Below are 20,244 nucleotides of genomic sequence, written 5' to 3'. Positions count from 1 at the left end.
GTGCCCGGGTGAGCCGGGTCGGCGTCTCGGGCGGACTCTCGGCATGACGTCGGCGAGTGGAGCCGCTATAGGCGGACCCCGACATGTTGGAACAACGAGAACTCGATCTCATCGCGGCAGTCGAGCATCCGGATCCGCACCACGTGCTCGGCGCGCACGAAGACGAGGACGACCTGGTGGTCCGCGTCTTTCGGCCGGACGCCACCGAGATCGCGGTGGTCCCGGGCGACCCCAGGCTCCGGAAGCAGCCGATGGAGCGCGTCCACCCCGCGGGCCTCTTCGAGGCGCGCTTCCCCGGCGTGTCCTACCCCGCGGACGGACGCTTCCGGTACCAGCTCGAGCTGCGCTTCCCCGACGGCAATTCCTCGGTGGAGCTCGACCCGTACGCGATGCCTCCGACGCTCGGGGACATCGACCGCCACCTCCTGGCCGAGGGGCGGCACTGGGAGCTCTACCGCGTCCTCGGCGCGCACGTGCGCGAGGTGGACGGGGTCTCCGGGACGTCGTTCGCGGTCTGGGCCCCGAACGCGCGGCGGGTGAGCGTCCTCGGCGACTTCAACCACTGGGACGGCCGCCGCCACGCGATGCGCCGGATGGGCGAGGGCTTCTGGGAGATCTTCATCCCGGGCCTCGGCGAGGGCGCGCTCTACAAGTACGAGATCAAGACGCCGGAGGGGAACATCACGGTGAAGACCGATCCCGTCGCCCAGGCGATGGAGCTCCGGCCGGCCACCGCCTCGCGGGTCTACACGAGCCGCTACGCGTTCCAGGACGGCGACTGGATGCAGGAGCGCGGCAGGATCGACTCGCGCAAGAAGCCGCTCACGATCTACGAGGTCCACGCCGGCTCCTGGCGGCGCGTGCCGGGCGAGGGCCCGCCGTACGAGGGCGGGATGCGCTGGATGACGTACCGCGAGCTCGCCGACCACCTCGTCGAGTACGTGGCCGAGCTCGGCTTCACGCACATCGAGCTCATGCCGGTCATGGAGCACCCCTTCGACGGATCGTGGGGTTACCAGGTGGCGGGCTACTTCGCCCCGACCAGCCGCTTCGGCGATCCCGACGACCTCCGCTACTTCATCGATCGCTGCCACCAGCGGGGGATCGGCGTGATCCTCGACTGGACCCCCGCGCACTTCCCCAAGGACGCGTGGGCGCTCGGGCGGTTCGACGGTACGGCGCTCTACGAGCACCTCGACCCGCGCCTCGGCGAGCACCGCGAGTGGAACACGTACATCTTCAACTACGGCCGCCACGAGGTGCGGAACTTCCTTGTGGCCAACGCGCTCTACTGGCTCGACGAGTTCCACATCGACGGCCTGCGGGTCGACGCGGTCGCCTCGATGCTCTACCTCGACTACGCCGCGCAGGGCGGCGACTGGGTGCCGAACCGGTATGGCGGCCGCGAGAACATCGAGGCCATCGACTTCATCCGCGAGCTGTCGAACCGGGTGCACGAGCGCTGTCCGGGCGCGATCCTCTGCGCGGAGGAGTCCACCGCCTGGCCGTCGGTGACCCACGCGACGTACGTCGGCGGGCTCGGCTTCGACTTCAAGTGGAACATGGGGTGGATGCACGACACGCTCGACTTCTTCAAGCACGAGCCCATCCACCGCGCCTTCCACTACCACCAGCTCACGTTCGGGCTGATCTATGCCTTCTCCGAGAAGTTCCTCCTGCCGCTGAGCCACGACGAGGTCGTGCACCTCAAGCGGGCGCTGCTCTCGAAGATGCCCGGCGACTACTGGCAGATGCTGGCGAACCTGCGCGCGCTCTACGGCTACATGTGGGCGCACCCGGGCAAGAAGCTGCTCTTCATGGGCGGTGAGATCGGCCAGTTCGCCGAGTGGAGCGAGAAGACGGAGCTCGACTGGGGCCTGCTCTCGGTGCCCGAGCACGCGGGGCTCAAGCGGCTCGTGACGGAGCTCAACGCGCTCTACAAGAAGTATCCGGCGATGTACGAGCTCGACGACGAGCACCACGGCTTCCGGTGGATCGACTGCACGGATCACATGCAGACCGTGATCTCGTTCATCCGCTACGGCGACGGCGCGGGAGATCAGATGTCGCCCTCGGGCACGCACGTCGTGTTCATCGGCAATTTCACGCCGGTCCCGCGCCATCCGTACCGGATCGGCGTCCCGCGGCGCGGCGCCTACCTGGAGGTGCTCAACACCGATGCGGTCCAGTACGGCGGCAGCGGCGTGGGCAACCTGGGTCGCGTCGAGGTCGAGGACGTCCCGAGCCACGGGTTCCCGCAATCCATCGTGCTCTCGCTCCCGCCGCTCGGGGTGCTCTGGCTCGTCCCCGAGCAGGACGCGCCGGGCTGAGGCCTCGTCCGGCGCTGGTGAGCTGGTCCCTCCAGGGCGCCTTCGCTCGTCGGGGCGAGCGCGCCCCGCGCGGGGCGCGCGCGGCGGTTTACTGGGCCTGGGCCTCGTCGGCGGGCGCTGCCTCGCCTCGCCGCGAGCGCCTCGGCAACCACATGTCCACGGTCGAGACGACCGCCATGGCGCCGAGCGACAGCAGCATCGCCACGCCGGAGATGGGCATCAGCGCCGCGGCGCCGGGCGCGCTCCGGAGGAGCCATGGCGCCGCGATGTGCAGCCCGCTCGTGACGACGGCCGCCGCGACGCCCGCGGTGTGGAGCCACGACGGCAGGCGCGCGAGCAGCCAGAGGTGCGCGAGGATCAGCACGTAGACCGGCACCGAGAAGAGGTGGAAATGCGTCACCTCGAGCAGCTTCCGCTCGGAGATCTGCTCGACAAGGACGCGCGGCGCCTCCGGCGTTCCGGGGAGATCGAGCTCCGGGCCCAGATCGAGCGCGGGCCCCTCGGCCGCCGCGGGCGGCTGGGTCGGGGCAGGCGGCGGCGCGGCGACCGGCGCGCCCGCGTAGTACGCGGCGGCCCCCGCGTCCTGCACCATCGCCCCGTAGAGGCGCCACGACACGAGCAGCCCGATGACCGACGCGAGCGCGAACGCCGAGTAGAGGAGCTTCGCGCCGAGCGAGAGCGACCTCAGCCGACCGGCTGAAGCTGTGAAATCCCTCACAGACCGCCGCGCTTCAGCGCGAGCTGGAGGACGAGCGCGTCGCGCTTGACGCCGAGCGCCACGGAGCGGGACGAGATGGATGCGCCCGACACGATGTCGATGTCCTTGCCCGCGGTGATCGGGTCACCCGCCGTCTTGCCGCGGAACTGGGCGCGGAAGCGATCCCCGCGGACCTCGTCGCCGTACGCCTCGCGGTACTCGAGGATCTCGATGCGCTCCACCGCGCCGGCCGTCGAGAACTGCACGGCGAAGTCGATCGGCTCGTGCATCCCCTTCTCTTCGTCCTTGATCGCGTAGCCGTCGATCTTGCCGTCGGACTCCGCGACGTACACCACCCACTCGCGCTTGACCGGTGCCCCCAGCTTCTTGCCGAGCTCCTGCGCCTCCGCGTCGCCGAGGACGACCTTGCGATAGCCGACCTTCTTGGAGCTTGCGAAGAAGCTCTTCAGGACAGCAGGGACCGTCCAGTACGTTGCGCCGTGGGCGGGCAGCGCCGCCAGGATGAACGTGAGCGCCGCTGCTGCAGCGAAGTGGGCGGTGCGGAGGTCACGAGAAGGACGCATCAAAGCTCCGACGAAACTGTCATTCGTGAAAGTCAAAGTCAACGGCGTTTGGGCCGCGGATCTGCGGCGCGGGCGTCGGTCGCGTCAGTTGCGTCAGTTGCGTCAGTTGCGTCAGCTGCGTCAGTCGCGTCAGTCGCGCACCCGCACGTCCAGGTAGCGCTCGGCGTTCAGCGCCCACGCTTCCGGGCTGCGGCCGGCCTCGACGTGCGCCACCGCGTCGGCCGCGATCGCGGCGCAGTGATCGAGGTTGCAGTGCAGGAAGAGCGCCTGCCGCCCGAAGGGGATCACGCCGAGCGCGGCGGCGCGGCGCATCGCGGCCCGCCAGTCCCGCAGCCAGCCGCGCCGGTAGAGCGGGTACACGCGAGGCACGAAGCGCTGCCGGGCCTCGAGCGGCGCCACCCCGCGCGGGGCGATGCCCGCGCGCACGAGCTGGTCGAGCAGCGCCTCGAGCGGCGCGCCCGAGGCGAAGTCGCGCCCGCTCCCCCAGGCCCCCTCGGGGATCTCGACGCACAGCACCGTCTCGCCCGGGCGGCGGAGATCCGGCGCGTAGTTCTGCAGCTCGGAGACGCGGCCGAACCAGAAGCGCGGGTCGGGGCAGTAGTACGTCTCCGGGGCGCCGAGCCGCGCGCGCGGGTACGCCAGGTAGACCAGGTAGAGCCCGCGGTGCTCGAGCGGCGCGTCGGGCACGAGATCCGCGAGATCGCCGGCGAACAGGATCGGCGCCGCGCCGGCGCGCGCGCCCGCCCCGGCCAGGCCGAGGGTGGTCCCGCACTCGGCCTCGACGCCGGCCTCCGCGAGGCGCGCCTCGAGGTACGTGATGAGCGACGAGATGCCCGCCGGCGGGTAGATGAACCGCGCGAGATCCGCCGAGGCGCCGCCGCGGCCGCGGGTGAGCCCCTTGAACAGCGCGAGCGGGCTCGTCGTGCTGATCCGCTTCTTCGCGACGGTCTGGGAGAGCTCCGACGGCGGGATGCCCCAGACCTTCTCGGCGTAGGGCCGGTAGAACGACGCGTAGGCCGCCGCGCCGACGCGCTCGCGCACGAACCGCTCGAAGCCGACGTCCTCGCCGGCGAGGGCGCGGTCGTGCTCCCAGCGGGCGAAGGCCGCGCGGCGGCCGCGCTGCGCCACGAACCCGAGGCCCATGGCGGCGCCGGCGCGGAGGCCGAGCGCGCGGAGCATCGAGGGCGCGCTCGGCGGGTAGGGGACGTGGCGGCCGCCGAGCACGAGCACCCCGCGGCGCGGGCGCGAGAGGAACGGGGAGCGCGCGTGCACCTCGCGGAAGAGCGGCTGATCGAGGGCGGCCGGGTGGAGCCGGTGCGAGCCGAGATCGCACGGCAGGCCGCGGAACGTCTCGGCGCCCGCGAGCCCGCCGGCCCGCGCCGCGCGCTCGAGGAGGCGCACGCGCCGGCCGGCCCGCGCGAGCAGCAGCGCGGCGTAGAGGCCGGAGATGCCGGCGCCGACCACGAGGCGCTCGGGCCCGGCGTCGTCTGGGCGGAGTGACATGGTGTGCCCGCGTCCGGCGCGCTCAGTACATGAACCCGAGGCCGAAATTGAGCTGCGTCTGGTCGAACCCGAGGGTGCGGTCGCGCAGCTGGTAGTCGGCCTTCACGACGACCCCCTGGGTCGGCCGGTACGAGGCGCCGAGCGTGAGCTCGCGGACGCCGTACGAGGCGTTGGCCTTGTAGCCCTCGGGCACCGCGGACTGCGTGTCGTACGCCTCGACGCGCGCGAACGGCAGGAGCTCGTGGCCCACGCCGAGCGGGCGGAGCACGTCGAACGCGGCCTCGACATAGCCGCCGCGGATCCGGGAGGCGACGGGGCTCGTGGGATCGATGAAGTTCGGCGCGCCGCGCTCGTTGAACGAGACCATCAGCGCGCGCGCCTCGGGGAGGTGCCACTCGGCGAACAGGACCCGCGTCTCCAGGCCGCTCCTGCGCCAGCGCGCGTCGAGCGACCAGCCGAGGACCGGGACCGACAGATCCACCGGGGTGCCGTCGCGAAGGAAGAACTTGCCCTCGCCGTTCGGGCCAGCGTCGCTCGCGTACACCGACGCGCCCGCGACGACCCCGAGCAGCGGCTCGGCCTCGACGCGCGCGACGGCCGCCCATGCGTTGGCGCGGGCGAGCCCGCCGCTCTGCCGCCCGCCGGCGAGGCCGCCCGCGCGGAAGCCGAGCGGATCGAGGCCGGTCATGGCGTAGGCCTCGAAGCGCAGCCAGTCGAGCGGCTGCCCGAACGCGCCGATCCCGATCTCGCGCCACGTCGAGGGGATGACGAGGGTGTCGACCTTGGGCCTGACCACGCCGTGGAACACCGGCGGCTCGTGCCACTGGTTGATGATCCCCATCGGGACGAGCACGAGGCCCGCGCGCAGCCCGAGGGCGCGGCCTGCCGCGTTCCACTCGATGTAGGCCTGCTCCAGCTCCGCGGCGCCCGGGCAGCTCGCGCAGGAGATCGAGTGTTCTACCTCGAGCTCGACGTAGGACCGGATGTCGGCCGTGAACTCGTGCGCCACGAAGAGCACGAGGCGCGGGATGTCGGCGACCCACGCGCGCTCGCCCTCGCGGCCGGTCGTCGTGCCGCGGACATGCACCTCGCCGTAGCCGCCGACGGAGGTGCTGCTGGCGCTCGCCCCGGCGCTGCGGAACCGTTGCTCGGTCAGGCCGCGGACGAGCTCGTGCTCGGGCGCCTCTCCGGCGCCGAGGCCGACGGCGGGCTTCCGGGGCTCCGGCGGCGGCGCGGCGTGCTCGGGCGGCAGGTCGAGGACCGGGCCGTCCGGCGCGGGCTGCGCGGCGGGGGCGGGCTGCGTGGCGGGCGCGGGCTGCGTGGCGGGCGCGGGCTGCGCGGCGGCGGCGAAGGGCAGCAGCGCGCCGAGGACGACGCCCGCGGAGCGAGGCCACAAGGACGTGATCGCTTTCATGACGAGGACCGGGAGCCGGGGGGGCGGGAGTCTTCGCGCCCTTGAAAACGGAGGTCAACCTCGTTTTCAGCGGGGGGGCGCGCCGCCTGCTGGAGGTCCGGCGGGCAGCGCCTCGAGCAGCGCGAGATCGCTCCAGAGCGCGTCGACGTAGCGCGAGCGCGGGCGCGCGAAGCGGATCGCGATCGTGTAGCCGCGGTCTGCGAGCGCGTCGCGCGCCTCCCGCGACAGCGCCTCGCTGGTGATGAGCGCGCCACCCGGCCCGGCCCGCTCGACGTTGCGGACGAGCGCGGCGTCGTCGCGGACGCGCACGGGCAGCCGGCCCGGCGCGCCCTCCTGGATCATCCGGTCGAGGTCGCGCGTGAGCACCGGGCGCGGCGGCGCGCCGGCGTCGCGGAGGAAGCGCACGATCGCGGCCGCCGGCGAGGGCGCCTCGTGCTGGCGAGCGAGCGAGATCGCGTCGGCGAGCCATTGCGCCGCCAGGGCCGCGACGAGGGCGAAGGGCGCGGTGCCGCGGAGCGCCCGGCGGCGCGGAGCGCCCTCCGCCGCGGGGCGCGCGGCCGAGAGGGCCGCTGCGCCGGCGGCCATGGCGACGAGGAGGAGCGGGACGAGCGGGAGCCAGTGCCGCGGCTTGTAGGCGATGTTTTGCCCGAGGAGCGCCCAGAGGAAATAAGCGAACGCGGAGGCCCAGAGCTCGGGCTGCTCGCGCAGCGCGCGCGCGGCCCGCTCTCGCGACGCGACGCGGAGCGCGCCCGCGGCGAGGAGCGCGATCAGGAGCGGCGCGCCGAGCCAGCGCGCCGCCGGCGCGTCGGGCCACGCTCCGCCGAGCCCGTTGGCCCAGATCCCCCAGATCACGCCGCGGAGGCGATCGAGCGGCGACGAGACGGTGATCGCCGTCCCTCCCCAGCGGGTGAAGTGCCCGAGCCCCTGGACCCACGTCGTCGCGACGAGGTCGCGCGGCGTCGCGATCAGCACGAGCGGCACGAGCCACGCGAGCGCGCCGGCCGCGAGGTCGCGGCCGCGCGCGAGCCACGCGAGGCGGCCGCCCTCGCCGCGGGCGATGACGGCGAGGCACGCGAGCGCGAACGGGAAGTACGAGAGCCGCACGCCGAGCCCGACGCCGAGCAGCACGAGCGCCCAGGTGCGCGTGCGCGCCGCCGCGGCGGCGGTGTCCAGCGGCGCGGCCGGAGCGGCCGCCTGCGCGCCGCGGAGGCGCCGCGCGCGGGCGCACAGCCAGAGCGCCGCGGTCACCGTCGCGGTGCCGGTCATGTCGCTGAGGAGCTTCTCGGACGACAGCCAGAGGAACGGCGAGGCGAGCGCGAGGACCCCGGCGAACACCGCGGCGCGCCGCCCGGCGACCTCGCGCGCGAGCAGGGCGGTGAAGGCGACGGCGGCCGCGCCCGACGCGGCGCTGACGAGGGCGAGCGCCGCGCGCGGCGTCGCGCCGAGCAGCGCGAGCCCCTTCGCCGCAGCGACGAACACGGGGTAGTACGGCGCGTGCGGGCGGAGCGCGGCCACGTCGAACCGCTCCACGCCGAGCGCGAACCGGAGCGCGTCGATGTCCTCGTCGTGATCGATGCGGAAGAGCAGGCGCGAGGCGAGCGCGGCGGCGGTGAGCGCGGCGAGCGCGAGGAGATCGCGCCGCTCTTCCCTCACGAGCCCGAGCCGGATCCCGAGCCGGGCGCGTGCGTCGGCGCGCCGCAGTCCGGCTGATCCACGCTGGCCGCCCCGGCGCTCGTGGTGGCGCCCGAGCCGGATCCCGAGCCGGGGAGCGGCGCCGCCGGCGTGTCGCACTGATCGAACAGCTCCTCGCCCGCGTAGTCGAGGCACGCGGTCGCGAGCGACGCGACGACGAACGTGGCGCCCGCCACGACGAAGGTGGTGCGAAGCGATGCCCAGGAGCCCAAGCCAGCCACGCAAGCACCGTGCCGCTGACCCAAATGACTGTCAAGCGCGTGTGTCCCCCGGGTTGCGCCTGCGCGGCGGGGCGGAGCGTCGCTCGTTTTTTGCTCCTTCCGGCGCCGCGCGCGTAGGGTCGCGCGCATGGAGTGGCTCGAGTCGATGCACCGCATCCGCGCGCTCAAGCTGGAGCTCGCGCGGATGGATCCGCGGCGGGGAATGCCGATCGCGCCGCCGGCCGGGGCTCCCGAGGAGGCGATCGCCGGCGTCGAGCGGCGCCTCGGGATGGCGCTGCCGCCGAGCTATCGGGAGCTGCTCTCGCGGCACGACGGCTGGCCGCAGCTGTTCGCTGGCGCCAGCCTGCTCGGGGTGCGCGCGCTCGCGCGCGGCTCGTACATGGACGTCGGGCGGATGGTGCTCGAGCACTGCGAGGGCGAGGAGGTGCGCGGCGCGGGCGAGCGCGACGGCGTGCCGGCGACCATGCGCGGCCGCCATGGTGCGCGGAGCGCGCTCGTCCCGTTCGGCATCGACGCGGCGGCCGAGACGGTCTTCGCGTGGGATCCCGAGGCGAGGGCGCCTGACGGAGAGCTCGAGATCATCCTCTGGACGAACGACGTCGGGCTGCGCCTGTCGGGCTTCCCGGAGCTCCTCGACATGGTGAAGGACATGCTCGCCGCGGAGCTCGACGATCGCCGGAAGCGCGCCGCCGCGCAGATCGAGCCCGCGGCGCTCGCGCGCGGCGCGGTCGCGTCGAGGAGCCGCGTGCGCGCGGTGGCGGTGCCGCTCACACCTGCACCTCGCCCGTTCCTGCGGAGCGCGCTCACGGGCTGAGCGAGCCTCGCCTCCCGAGCCTGGCCGCTGCGATGCCCGCGTAAGGCTGCGTCCAGGGGACAGGGCGCGCGCTCGTGCGCGAGCGTGCGCGATGGTTCCAGGCCGCACTCTTTGCGCGCCTCGCCCGCGGGCTCCGATGAAGACGAGCCGGTTGTTTCCGCGCGCAGCGTGGGACGTGGTGTACTAGGTGGACCATGACGGATGCCCACCAGCAGCAGCGCTACCGGGTCATCGAGCGGCTAGCTTCGGGCGGCATGGCCGAGGTCTTCCTGGCGGAGAGCGCCGGGATCGAGGGGTTCAAGAAGCAGGTCGCGATCAAGCGCGTGCTCCCGCACCTCAGCGAGAAGAAGCGCTTCATCGCGATGTTCCTCGACGAAGCGCGGCTGTCTGCGCACCTCTCCCACTCCAACGTCGCGCAGGTGTTCGACATCGGCGTCGGCGACAACGCGTACTTCATCGTGATGGAGTACGTGGACGGCGCCGATCTGAAGGCGGTCCTCGAGTCGATGCGCAAGGCCGGCCGCACCCTCCCGGTCGAGTCCGCCGTGTTCATCACGGCGAAGCTCTGCGAGGGGCTCACGTACGCCCACGAGCTCAAGGCGGCCGACGGGCATCCGCTCAAGATCGTCCACCGGGACATGTCGCCTCCGAACGTGCTCATCACGAAGTACGGCGAGGTGAAGATCGTCGACTTCGGCCTCGCCAAGGCGACGAGCCAGCTCGAGAAGAGCGAGGCCGGGATCATCAAGGGCAAGTTCAGCTACCTCTCGCCCGAGGCCGCGCAGGGCCAGGAGGTCGATCACCGCACCGACATCTTCGCGCTCGGCGCGATCCTCTGGGAGATGCTCTCCGGGAAGCGGCTCTTCCTCGGCGACACCGACTACCAGACGGTCAAGCTCGTGCAGCAGGCGCAGATCCCGCCGCTCTCCGAGAGCAACAAGGCGGTCCCCCCCGAGCTCGATCGCATCATTGCCCGCTCGCTGGCCCGCGATCCCGCGGAGCGTTATGGCTCGGCGCGCGAGCTCGGCCGGGATCTCACGACCTTCCTCTACAGGTTCGGCAGGCCCGTCAGCGCCTACGACATCGCCGAGCACGTCCGCAGCGCCATGGCGCTCCGGAAGCGGGCTCCCACGTCGGACAAGGCGTCGTTCATCGACCGGCTCATCGAGGAGACGCTGCTCGAGTTCACGTCGCTGCCGGACGACAAGGCGGCGCCGAGCACCACGCGTCTGAACGAGCCGCTCAAGATCTCGGCCTTCGAGGACATCGGCAAGTGGGCCGACGAGATCAAGCTCTCGGCGCCGGGGGACAAGCTCTCGGCGCCGGGGGAGGACGTCATGCGGCGGTCCCTCGCCACCGTGTCGGTCGAGGAGGGCAACCTCGCCGCGCTCGAGGAGACGGGGTTCGGCCTTCCTCTCGCCCCTTCCTCCGGCGTCCCCTCGTCCAGGCCCGCGGGTCCGCTGCTCGCGCCGCCTGTGCCGGCGCATCCGCCGCTCGAGAGGCGAGCCGTGCCGACCCTGGCTTCCCCGCGGCCCGTACCCGAGATGCAGCGCCCTGTGCCGCCCGCGGCGGCGCCTACCGCGCCGCTCGTGCCGGCCGCGCCGCTCGTGCCGGCCGCGCCGCGCGACCTGGAGCCGGATCTTGCCCCTCCAGCCAGGACCGGGGGCGGCGCGGTGAAGGCCGTGCTGCTCGTCGCCGCGCTCGCCGCCCTCGCCGCAGGCGCGTGGTTCGGCGGCCTGATCCCGCACTGATTCGGCGAAGGGAGCGTGCTCCTCGCGGCGCCCACGGCCGAGCCCTGGGCGCGCTGCGTGCTGCGCGGCGGCCAGCGCGCGAGCGCTCAGCGCATGTCAGCACGCGTCAACACGCCGCCCTTGCGAGGCGCGCCGCACCGTGATCGGCGTCGAGGCGCGCTCTCTCGCCGGATGCGTTACTCGGTCGCCTCCGCCTCGTCGTCGTCCTCGTCGTCCTGCTCCTCGAGCTCCCTCTCGAGCTTCTCGATCTCCTCGTCCTCCGTGTCGTCCTGGGCAGGAGCGGCGCGCCCTTCCTGGATCGCCTTCTGACGCGCCTTCTCCGCGGCGGCGCGGGCCTGGGCCACCTTCTGCAGGATCGCCGGCTTGGGCGCCATCATCAGCGTCATCGTGCGCTGCTCCATCATGGGGCGCACCTCGACGTTCGCGATCTCCTCGCAGTGCTGGACGATCCAGTCGAGCTGCTCCTGCGCCTTCTCCGGGTGGGTGATCTCGCGGCCGCGGAAGCGCACCGTGAACTTCACCTTGTGGCCTGCGCCGAGGAACCGGTGAGCAGCCCTGGTCTTGAACTCGAGATCGTGGTCGTCCGTCTTGGGACGGAGCTTGATCTCCTTGATCTCCACCACACTCTGCTTGCGCTTCGCCTCGCGGGCCTTCTTCTTCTCGTCGTACTTGTACTTGCCGAAGTCGAGGATCTTGCAGACCGGGGGATCCGCCTTCGGGTTGACCTCGACGAGGTCGAGCCCCTTCTCCTGAGCTCGGCGCAGCGCCTCGTGGGTCTGCATGATGCCGAGCATCTCGCCGTCATCACCGATGACGCGGATCTCCGGGACGCGGATGCGCTGGTTGATGCGGATCTGCGGCCCCCGCTGGGCCTGCCGAGGGTCGAAGCGTCTCATCGCCATGTGATATTTCGCTGCCTCCTTGTGTTCTGTGCTCTTGAAAGCGACGGTCCGCCGCTCCGCGCCCGAGCCCGGTCGTGGCGTCCATCACCACGACAATGTCGCCTGACTCCGCGCCGCAGGCAACGGCAGCAAGCAGGACGAGCGCCGCGGCGCATCGGCGCTCCGGGCCATGGCGCGCCGGGCTCGACGGGGGTGGGGAAGGGACTGCCGGGCGAGAGAGGCCGGCCGGAGCGGCAGGTCACGAACCCGATGTGCTCACGGCGAGCCGGTGGAGCTTCCGCGCCGCGGCTCGCCGGTCGGCGAGCTCCGCGAGCGGCATCGCCCCGAGGGCCTCGTCGAGGTCGCGCGACCGGGGGGCGGCCACGGCGTTCGCCGAAGGGCCATCCGGAGCGCTCGTCCGGACCAGCCCGATCCGGGCCGAGTCGTCGAAGTGGAAGGGGGTGTGAAGGTGAAGATCGACGAGGCGCCCGTTGACGTGGGCGCCGAGGATGGGGCGGTTCTTGGCGATGTCGTCCGCGAGAGCCTTGCGCACCGTGGTGCGGGCCGCCGGGGCGGCCAGGGCTGTCTGATCGAGGGCCATGAAACCTCGCAGGCTAGGTCTCCTGCTGATTTGTAGGCGCGGCCGGTTTCGAACCGGCGACCCCTACCGTGTCAAGGTAGTGCTCTACCACTGAGCTACGCGCCTATGTCCCGCCCGCTCGGCCCGGGGCCGACGAAACGGAGAGCGCCTCCTATCAAGGGGGGGGAGGTCCGTCAAGCGATATGTTTCGTGGGGTCGCTTTTGTTGTGGCGGCCCGGTGCATGGTGACCGGTTCCTGGTGTTCCTGGTGAAGGCTCGGGTGGCGTCCGTTCTCGCCCCGTCGCCTTGGGCGAGCAGCCGGCTCGCCGAACCGTCGATGCCGTCGATCGGTCGACGAGGCCCGGCTGCAGCCACAGGCCGGGCGCGGCAGGCTTCCACGATGCGCTCGACGCGCCGGGCGAGCGACCGGCCGGGAGCCGCGCGCGGCGGAAGCTCATTGCGCGCTGGGAGCGTGAATTCTCGGAGTTACGTCCGGACACTGACGAACACCGACGATCGCGATCGCCGCGCTACTCCAGGCCGGCCGCTGCGCGGAAGCCGATCGCGCTCGCGCTTGACCTCGCGTGCGGCTCGGGCGACGAACGATGGGATGGCAGGGCCTGACGGTCTAGGCGCGCCGCCGGATCCGGCGGCGGTGATCGCACATGTCGAGGTGGCCGCGGGGAGCGCGCTGTTCGCCGCGCACGCGGCCGTGCCCGGCAATCTGCCGATCGAGCGCGCCGCGTGCGCCACCGAGGCGATCCGCGGCGCCGCCGCGCGCACGCGCGCCGGGCAGCGCGCGAGCGTCGTGCTGGGCGCCCACGAGCTCGTCGGGGCGCTCGCCGCGCTCGGCGAGGCGGCGGCGGTGCGGACGCCGGTCACCGTGCACGTCATCGAGCGCCGCGGCGGGCTCGCCGTCGGGCGCGACGAGCTCGCGCCCGCGCTCGACGTCGGCGCGGGGGTGCTCGTGACCTGGAGCAGCCAGGAGGCGGCCGACATGACGCTCGTGGCGCGGCGCGCCGCCGAGGACAGCGAGACGCCGTTCCTGCACCTCGTCGACGCGCTGCCGTCGGACGTGTCGGCCCTCGGCGGGACGCGCGAGCTCGCGGCGCGCTTCCTCGGCGCCGAGCGGAGTGCGCCGACCTTCACCGACGCGGCGCCGGGCGAGAGCGACGGCGACGGGGGGCCTCGCCCGCAGGGCCGCGGCGTCGTCCGGAAGCGGGCCGAGCGGGGCTTCTGCGCGCGCGTTCCGTTCGCGCTCGCCAGCGCGATGCGGGAGCTCTGCGAGCTGACCGGCAGGCCGCTCGGCGCGATCGAGCGCGTCGAGACCGCGGACGCGGAGGAGATCATGGTCGTCGTGGGCTGCGCGTTCCCCGCCGCCCGCGAGGTCGTGCGCAGCCTGCGCGCGCAGGGCCGCCGCGTCGGCCTCGTGGGCGTGCGCGCGCTCCGCCCGTTCTTCGGCGCCGACGTGGTGAAGACGCTCGGGCGCGCCAAGGCCATCGTTGTCCTGGAGCCGCTCGATGTGCCGCTCGCGCCGTACGGGCCCGTCGCCGCCGCGGTGAAGGCGGCGTTCGCGGACGCGCTCACCTGGGCCCCGGGCTTCCCCAGCGTCGGGCGCATCCCGCCGATCCTCTCCGCGACGTTCGCGACGATCGACGGCACCATCACCGAGCGCGACGTGCGCCTCTCGCTCGCGGAGATCGCGAGCGGGGAGCGCGCTCGCCGGCACATCGTGTTCGGCAGCGACGGCTGACGCCGCGCGGCAGCGGAAGAGCGGCAGGGGACGTAAGCGCGGAAAGGGCCGCCAGGCTGCATTCCCCGGACGCCCGGGTGAGCCTGCCCGCCTAGCTCCTTGCGCGACCCTTGGATCCTGGGTATGGAGGCGGGCCCCGGGGGGTTGGGAGAGGCCCGCAATTTGCGGGCGAGCCCGTCGGGGCCCGGAGACACGCGTCACCTTGGCAAGCTCAAACTGGTTCCAGCCGAACGCCGCCCCCGGGCGAGCGGGCAACGCGCCCGCGACGCCGGTCGAAGGTCAATCTCCGCCGTCCGGAGGGCAGGAGGCGCCGCCTTCTTCGCCGTTCGGCGGGGGGGCCTTCCAGTTCCTCATCCTGGCGCTGCCGCTGCTGCTCATCTTCGTGATGACGCGGAGCCAGAGCAAGAAGCAGAAGCAGCTCGAGTCGAGCCTCAAGGCGGGCGACCGGGTCGTCACGCAGTCCGGGCTCCTCGGCAGGATCGTCGACATCAGCCCGAACTCCCCAAGGGTCAAGCTGGAGATCGCCCCCGGGGTGAACGTGCAGATCCTGAAGAGCGCGATCCAGGGCCCCGATCCGGGCGAGGTCGCGGCGGCGGACGCCAAGGTCGCCGACGCGGCGAAGGAAAAGAAGTCGTAGGCCGGCGCTCGGCCCAACAGGAAGCTTTTTTACCGCCCCCGCGGCGCCAGACTCCATGCTCCTAAACATCTTCCAGTACGGGTTCGCCGGCGTCGCCGGCCTGTGCCTCCTCGGCGCGTGGCTCAGCCGATCGAAGCGCAGCGTCTTCGCCTGGGCGGCGCTCTCCGCCGGCGCCGCCGCGATCGCGGCCCACTACCACGTGTTCTGGGCCCTCGCGACCTTCGGCCTGATGGTGCCGTGGGCGCTGCTCTGCGTCGGGCCGTGGATCGATTTCGCGTGGCGGGCAAAGACGGGCTTCGTGCTGTTCCTGGCGCTCGGCTCGGCGCTCGCCATCTACCCGACCTACCACGACGAGCGGTACGGCCGCCCCGTCCACACCGGCCTCTCGTCGGAGGAGGTCGCGGAGCAGGAGACCCAGGCGAGGGCCGGCGAGCTCGGGTTCAGCCGCTTCCTGACGTCGAACATCCCGTTCCGCCTGGTGCGCGGGCTCGATCTGAAGGGCGGCCTCCGCCTCGTCTACACGGTCGACGTCGACGAGGCGATCAGCGACAAGCGCGATCGGTACTACGACGACCTGCGCGCGGCGCTCGCGAAGTCGTTCGGGTTCCACGAGGGCGACAAGCCGCCGACGATCGAGGAGATGCAGAAGCTCCAGACGAAGCTCCGCATCGAGAAGTCGCGCGAGCAGGCGGACACGATCGCGATCACGTTCAACGACCCGGCGGACTCCGAGAAGATCAACGACGAGTTTCTGGCGAAGTTCCTGCACGAGCTGCAGCTCCAGCGCTCGGCGGATCGCCGCGTCGCGAAGTTCCGGATCCGCGACGAGGTCTCGAGCAACATCCGTGAGCGGGCGGTGTCGCAGGCCAAGGAGACGGTGCTCCGCCGCGTCGACGGGCTCGGCCTCAAGGAGGCGAGCGTCTCCACGCGTGACGAGGACGTCATCATCGAGGTCCCCGGCGACGACGAGGCCGCGTTCACCACGATCCGCGAGATCATCAGCCAGACCGCGCGGCTCGAGTTCAAGATGGTCGACGACGACCAGGACTTCTTCGAGCCGATCGCGAGGAGCGCCAAGGAGGAGGACCTCCCGAAGGGGCTGACGTTCTCGATCGAGAACGCGCCGGTCGGCCCCGGGAAGACGAAGCCGGTCCACTTCGCCCGGATGGTGCGCGCGGAGCACGAGGAGATGCGCGACACGCTGAAGCGGCTGCGCGAGTGGGTCGGGACGCTCCAGGTCCCGGCGGACAACGAGATCGGCTTCGGCAAGCTGTACGAGTACGACGAGGAGAAGGACGCCATCGAGGAGATCGGCTGGCGGACGTACTTCCTCTTCAGCAAGGCCGAGATCACGGGCGACATGGTGCGCGACGCGCAGGCGCTCCCGGATCAGAGCGAGGGCGGCCTCGGCGGCTGGTACGTGTCGATGGATTTCACCCCGACCGGCGCCGACCGGTTCGAGGACATCACCGGCAGGAACGTCAAGCGGCGGTTCGCCATCATCCTCGACGAGAAGGTCGAGAGCGCGCCGGTCATCCAGACCAAGATCGGCGGCGGCCGCGCGCAGATCACGATGGGCTCGCAGAACCCCGATCAGCAGCTCCAGGACGCGCGCAAGCTCGAGCTGGTGCTCCGATCGGGCGCGCTGCCGGCCCCGATCTCGCCCTCGAACGAGCAGCGCATCGGCCCGTCGCTGGGCAAGGACGCGATCCAGCAGAGCATGAAGGGCGCCATCGCGAGCGGCCTGCTCGTCGTCGTGTTCATGGTCGTGATCTACAGCCGCGCCGGGCTCATCGCGGACATCGCCGTCATCTTCAACCTCATCCTGCAGGTCGCCGTCCTCGCGATGTTCGGGGCGTCGATGACGCTGCCCGGCATCGCCGGCCTGGTGCTCACCATGGGCATCGCGGTCGACGCCAACGTGCTGATCAACGAGCGCATCCGGGAGGAGCTGAGGAACGGCAAGAGCCCGCGCGCCGCGGTCGACATCGGTTACGACAAGGCGTTCAGCGCCATCCTCGACGGCCACGTGACCACGCTGATCTCGGGGCTCATCCTGGCGCAGTACGGAACCGGCCCCATCAAGGGCTTCGCGATCACGCTGATCGTCGGCATCGCGATCAGCCTGTTCACCGGGGTCGTCTGCACCCGCCTGATGTTCGACTGGGCGGTCCGCGGCCGAAAGATCAAGACGCTCTCGCTCGGCTGAGAACGAGGGCGCGCGAGCCGATCTCCGACCTTATGAGGGAGAACGCGCGAGCGGCTCTCCGATTGAGACACGACGATGGAACTCATCAAACCTGGCCGTCAGTTCGACTTCATGAGCAAGCGCTGGCTCTTCATCGGGCTCAGCGCGGTGCTGCTCATCCTGTCGATCATCTCGTTCATCGTGCCGGGGCCGACGCTCGGGACCGATTTCAAGGGAGGCACCGAGATCGAGGTCGCCTTCCGGGCTCCGGTCTCGAGCGCCGAGGTCCGCGAGGCCGTCACCAAGGCGGGCTTCGACTCCCCGGACGTCGTGTCCGTCGCGGACCAGGCCAACCCGAACCGCTACCTCATCCGGGTCCATGAGGTCTCCACCCTGTCGGAGCAGCAGAAGGCCGCGGTGCGCGATCGGATGTGCCTGCCGCCCGAGAACGGCTCCGTCCCCGAGGACCGCTGCCCGCCCGCTGTGCGCGCCACCGAGGTGAAGTTCAGCCCCGGCGGCGACAAGATCTCCACGCGTTACGACACCGCGCCCGATCTGGAGGGGATCAAGAAGCAGATCGAGGGCATCGAGGGGGTGGAGCTCAGGGCCGGCGCGAACAACCCGCTCATCGTGAGCGAGCGTGACCACAAGGTCGAGCTCCACCTGAAGTCGAAGGGCGACCAGCTGATGGATGGCCTCCGGGAGCACCTCGGCGCGGACAAGGTGCCCGAGCAGGCGCTCCGGGTCGAGTGGATCGGCCCGAAGGCCGGCGCGCAGCTGCGCGACGCGGCCATCAAGAGCGTCGCCATCACGATCTTCTTCATCATGGCGTACATCGCGTTCCGGTTCGACATCCGGTTCGCCCCCGGCGGCATCGTCGCCCTCGTGCACGACGTCGGCATCGCGCTCGGCGCGATGGTGATCACGCAGCGGGAGATCACCCTCTCCACGGTCGCCGCGCTCCTCACGATCGTCGGCTACTCGATCACGGACACGGTCGTCGTCTACGACCGGATCCGCGAGAACCTGGGGAAGCACCGCGACATGAGCTTCGCCGCCGTCATCAACTTCTCGCTCTCCGAGATGCTCGGGCGCACGATCCTCGTGTCGATGACGACGCTGCTGTCGCTCGTCATGTTCCTCTTCTATGGCACGGGCGTCATCAAGGACTTCGCGTTCACGCTCGTCGTCGGGATCGCCGTCGGCACGTACTCGTCGATCTACGTCGCGGCGCCGCTCACCGAGTGGATCGACCGCCGGTTCTTCGGCGCGAACGGGAGCAAGCGCAGGAAGGTCAGCCGCGTCCGCACGCAGAAGCGCGCCGACGCGGTCGTCTGAGCGCCTCGCCGTGGCCGCGCGTGGCCGCGCGGCCTGAACCGCCCCAGGCCATGGACGCACCCCCCCCGTCGGTGTACCCGCTTCTGTGATGAGCAGCGCCACGGAGGCCTGGAGGGAGCTCCCCGAGCGCGAGGCGCCGGCCTCGCCCGCGGCGGGGGGCGCCGCGCCCGTCGCGGATCCGGGCGAGGCGTCCGCCGATGCGCTCGTGATGGCGCGCGAGCTGGGGCTGTCGATCACGGTAGCGGACATCCTGCACCGGGCCGGCTGGGCGCCTGACGAGGCGACCCGGCGCTTCCTCGACCCGCGCCTCTCGCACCTCACGTCGCCCGACGCGATGGCCGATCGCGAGGCGAGCGCGGAGCGGATCGCGCGCGCCGTGCGCGCCGGCGAGCGGATCGCCGTCTTCGGCGACTACGACTGCGACGGGATCACCGCGACCGCCATCATGACCGGCGGGCTGCGCGCCCTCTCGGGACAGGTGGTGCCGCTCCTCGCGACGCGCGCCGAAGGCAGCTACGGCCTCTCGGCGCCCGCGCTGGAGCGCGTGATGCGCACAGGTCCCACGCTGCTCATCACGTGCGACTGCGGATCCAGCGATCACGAGCGGCTGGCCGCGGCCCGCGCGGCCGGCATCGACTGCGTCGTCATCGATCACCACCTCGTGCCGGCCGAGCCGCTCCCCGCGATCGCGTTCCTGAACCCGCACCGCGCCGATTGCGGCTTCCCGTACAAGGGGCTCGCCTCCTGCGGGCTCGCGCTCTCGCTCCTGGCCGCCGTGCGCAAGAGGCTCGGCTCGTCGCTCGATCTCCGCCCCTACCTCGACCTCGTGGCGATCGGCACGGTCGCCGACGTCGCTCCGCTGACCGGCGACAACCGCGCGCTCGTGCGGGCCGGCCTTGGCGTGCTCCAGACCGGGCCCCGTCCAGGGCTCCGCGCGCTCGCGGCGCTCGCCAACCTCGATCTCGGGCGCGGCGCGTCCGCCGAGGACGTCGCCTTCCGGATCGCGCCCCGCCTCAACGCGCCCGGCCGGCTCGGCGATCCCGACATCGCCCTGGAGCTCCTGCTCGCGCACGACGGCGTGACCGCCTCCGCGCTCGCCGCCACGGTGGAGCAGGCGCAGATGAAGCGGCGCGCGATCCAGGACGAGATGCTGACCTCCGCGCTCGCCGAGATCGAGCGCGCTGGGTTCGATCGGGATCCTGCGATCGTCATCGCGCGGCAGGGCTTCCACCCCGGCGTGGTCGGCATCGTCGCCGGCAGGATCACGGGTCGTTACGGCAAGCCGACGATCGTGATCGCGCTCGAGGGCGCGAAGGGGCGCGGCTCGGTGCGCGGTCCAGCGGGCGCGCGGCTCCACGACGCGCTCACCCGGTGCCGCGCCGAGCTCGTCGGCTTCGGCGGCCACCAGGCGGCGGCCGGCGTCGAGGTGCGCGCCGATCGCGTCGAGGCGCTCCGGGCGGCGTGGTGCGACGCCTTCCGCGAGCAGGACCTCCCGGCCGCCGCGGCGTCCGCCGCCGCCCACGTCCGGCTCGACGATCGCGATGATCCTGCGGCCGTGGCGCGCGATCTCGAGCGGCTCGAGCCGTGCGGCGAGGGCAACCGCCCGTCGTACGTCCTCGTGGCGGGCGCGGCCGTGCGCTCCGCGAGGAACCTGAAGGGTCACCTCAAGCTGGAGCTCACGTTCGCCCGCCGCGAGATCTCGTGCTTCGGGTTCGAGCTGGGCGAGCTCGCGCCGCGTTTCACCGGCAAGCGCGTGGACGTGGTGGGCCGGCTCCGGCGCGACGCCTGGCGCGGCGGGGACGCCGTCGAGATCAGGATCGAGCACGTCGCCGCGTCCGACTGAGCGTTCGCGGCGGGCCTC

At 72.1% G+C, this 20,244-nt stretch carries 16 protein-coding genes and 1 tRNA gene; 8 read left to right on the top strand and 9 right to left on the bottom strand.

Features of this window, described 5'->3' with window-relative positions:
• Window positions 1-83 precede the first annotated feature (83 nt).
• Window positions 84-2,330 carry a 1,4-alpha-glucan branching protein GlgB gene (gene glgB / locus WMF34_RS23225; RefSeq protein ID WP_437994573.1) on the top strand — a complete coding sequence of 749 codons (2,247 nt, stop codon included), beginning with the start codon at window positions 84-86 and terminating at the stop codon, window positions 2,328-2,330.
• A gap of 88 nt (window positions 2,331-2,418) precedes the next feature.
• Here the strand turns inward: glgB and WMF34_RS23220 are convergent, their stop codons facing one another.
• The 6 genes from WMF34_RS23220 to WMF34_RS23195 form a co-directional block, all read right to left on the bottom strand.
• The gene (locus WMF34_RS23220; protein WP_012237125.1) at window positions 2,419-3,048 is read right to left on the bottom strand and encodes a hypothetical protein; all 630 of its coding nucleotides are present in this window, start codon (window positions 3,046-3,048) and stop codon (window positions 2,419-2,421) included.
• Window positions 3,045-3,611 carry an FMN-binding protein gene (locus WMF34_RS23215; protein ID WP_012237124.1) on the bottom strand — a complete coding sequence of 189 codons (567 nt, stop codon included), beginning with the start codon at window positions 3,609-3,611 and terminating at the stop codon, window positions 3,045-3,047. The genes WMF34_RS23220 and WMF34_RS23215 overlap by 4 nt, the downstream gene beginning before the upstream one ends.
• Window positions 3,612-3,740: 129 nt before the next feature.
• Window positions 3,741-5,114 carry a protoporphyrinogen/coproporphyrinogen oxidase gene (locus WMF34_RS23210; RefSeq protein ID WP_437994572.1) on the bottom strand — a complete coding sequence of 458 codons (1,374 nt, stop codon included), beginning with the start codon at window positions 5,112-5,114 and terminating at the stop codon, window positions 3,741-3,743.
• 22 nt (window positions 5,115-5,136) lie between these two features.
• Window positions 5,137-6,510 carry a hypothetical protein gene (locus WMF34_RS23205; protein ID WP_437994571.1) on the bottom strand — a complete coding sequence of 458 codons (1,374 nt, stop codon included), beginning with the start codon at window positions 6,508-6,510 and terminating at the stop codon, window positions 5,137-5,139.
• Between the two features lie 84 nt (window positions 6,511-6,594).
• Entirely contained in the window at window positions 6,595-8,181 is a 1,587-nt protein-coding gene (locus tag WMF34_RS23200) for a hypothetical protein (RefSeq protein WP_437994570.1), read from the bottom strand.
• Window positions 8,178-8,432: a hypothetical protein gene (locus WMF34_RS23195; protein ID WP_437994569.1), complete on the bottom strand. Its 255-nt coding sequence runs from the start codon at window positions 8,430-8,432 to the stop codon at window positions 8,178-8,180. The genes WMF34_RS23200 and WMF34_RS23195 overlap by 4 nt, the downstream gene beginning before the upstream one ends.
• A gap of 136 nt (window positions 8,433-8,568) precedes the next feature.
• Between WMF34_RS23195 and WMF34_RS23190 the strand changes: the two genes are divergently transcribed.
• Window positions 8,569-9,255 (top strand): SMI1/KNR4 family protein, encoded by a 687-nt coding sequence (locus WMF34_RS23190; RefSeq protein ID WP_012237120.1) that lies wholly within the window; start codon window positions 8,569-8,571, stop codon window positions 9,253-9,255.
• Window positions 9,256-9,449: 194 nt separating this feature from the next.
• Window positions 9,450-11,006, top strand: a complete 1,557-nt coding sequence (locus WMF34_RS23185) for a serine/threonine protein kinase (protein WP_437994568.1) — start codon at window positions 9,450-9,452, stop codon at window positions 11,004-11,006.
• A 176-nt stretch (window positions 11,007-11,182) separates the two neighbouring features.
• Here WMF34_RS23185 and infC read toward each other — a convergent pair whose 3' ends face one another.
• The 3 genes from infC to WMF34_RS23170 form a co-directional block, all read right to left on the bottom strand.
• Window positions 11,183-11,902, bottom strand: coding sequence for a translation initiation factor IF-3 (gene infC / locus WMF34_RS23180; protein ID WP_044968999.1), 720 nt, complete (start codon window positions 11,900-11,902; stop codon window positions 11,183-11,185).
• A 244-nt stretch (window positions 11,903-12,146) separates the two neighbouring features.
• On the bottom strand, window positions 12,147-12,488 hold the full coding sequence (locus WMF34_RS23175) for a hypothetical protein (protein ID WP_012237117.1): 342 nt from the start codon (window positions 12,486-12,488) through the stop codon (window positions 12,147-12,149).
• 33 nt (window positions 12,489-12,521) lie between these two features.
• Window positions 12,522-12,593, bottom strand: a tRNA-Val gene (locus WMF34_RS23170).
• Between the two features lie 484 nt (window positions 12,594-13,077).
• Here WMF34_RS23170 and WMF34_RS23165 point away from each other — a divergent pair.
• From WMF34_RS23165 to recJ, 5 genes are all read left to right on the top strand, one after another.
• A complete protein-coding gene (locus WMF34_RS23165) occupies window positions 13,078-14,220 on the top strand; it encodes a transketolase (protein WP_157906853.1) in 1,143 nt (380 codons plus the stop codon).
• A gap of 202 nt (window positions 14,221-14,422) precedes the next feature.
• Window positions 14,423-14,857, top strand: a complete 435-nt coding sequence (yajC, locus tag WMF34_RS23160) for a preprotein translocase subunit YajC (RefSeq protein WP_437994567.1) — start codon at window positions 14,423-14,425, stop codon at window positions 14,855-14,857.
• A gap of 55 nt (window positions 14,858-14,912) precedes the next feature.
• Complete coding sequence (gene secD / locus WMF34_RS23155; protein ID WP_012237114.1) at window positions 14,913-17,066, top strand: protein translocase subunit SecD; 2,154 nt, start codon at window positions 14,913-14,915, stop codon at window positions 17,064-17,066.
• A 75-nt stretch (window positions 17,067-17,141) separates the two neighbouring features.
• The gene (gene secF / locus WMF34_RS23150; RefSeq protein ID WP_437994566.1) at window positions 17,142-18,383 is read left to right on the top strand and encodes a protein translocase subunit SecF; all 1,242 of its coding nucleotides are present in this window, start codon (window positions 17,142-17,144) and stop codon (window positions 18,381-18,383) included.
• Between the two features lie 88 nt (window positions 18,384-18,471).
• Window positions 18,472-20,226, top strand: coding sequence for a single-stranded-DNA-specific exonuclease RecJ (gene recJ / locus WMF34_RS23145; protein ID WP_231865019.1), 1,755 nt, complete (start codon window positions 18,472-18,474; stop codon window positions 20,224-20,226).
• Window positions 20,227-20,244: the final 18 nt, after the last annotated feature.

Origin of the sequence: Sorangium sp. So ce145 (assembly GCF_051525985.1) — a bacterium.
Taxonomy (GTDB): domain Bacteria; phylum Myxococcota_A; class Polyangia; order Polyangiales; family Polyangiaceae; genus Sorangium; species Sorangium cellulosum_B.
This window is presented reverse-complemented; position numbering and strand designations above follow the sequence as displayed.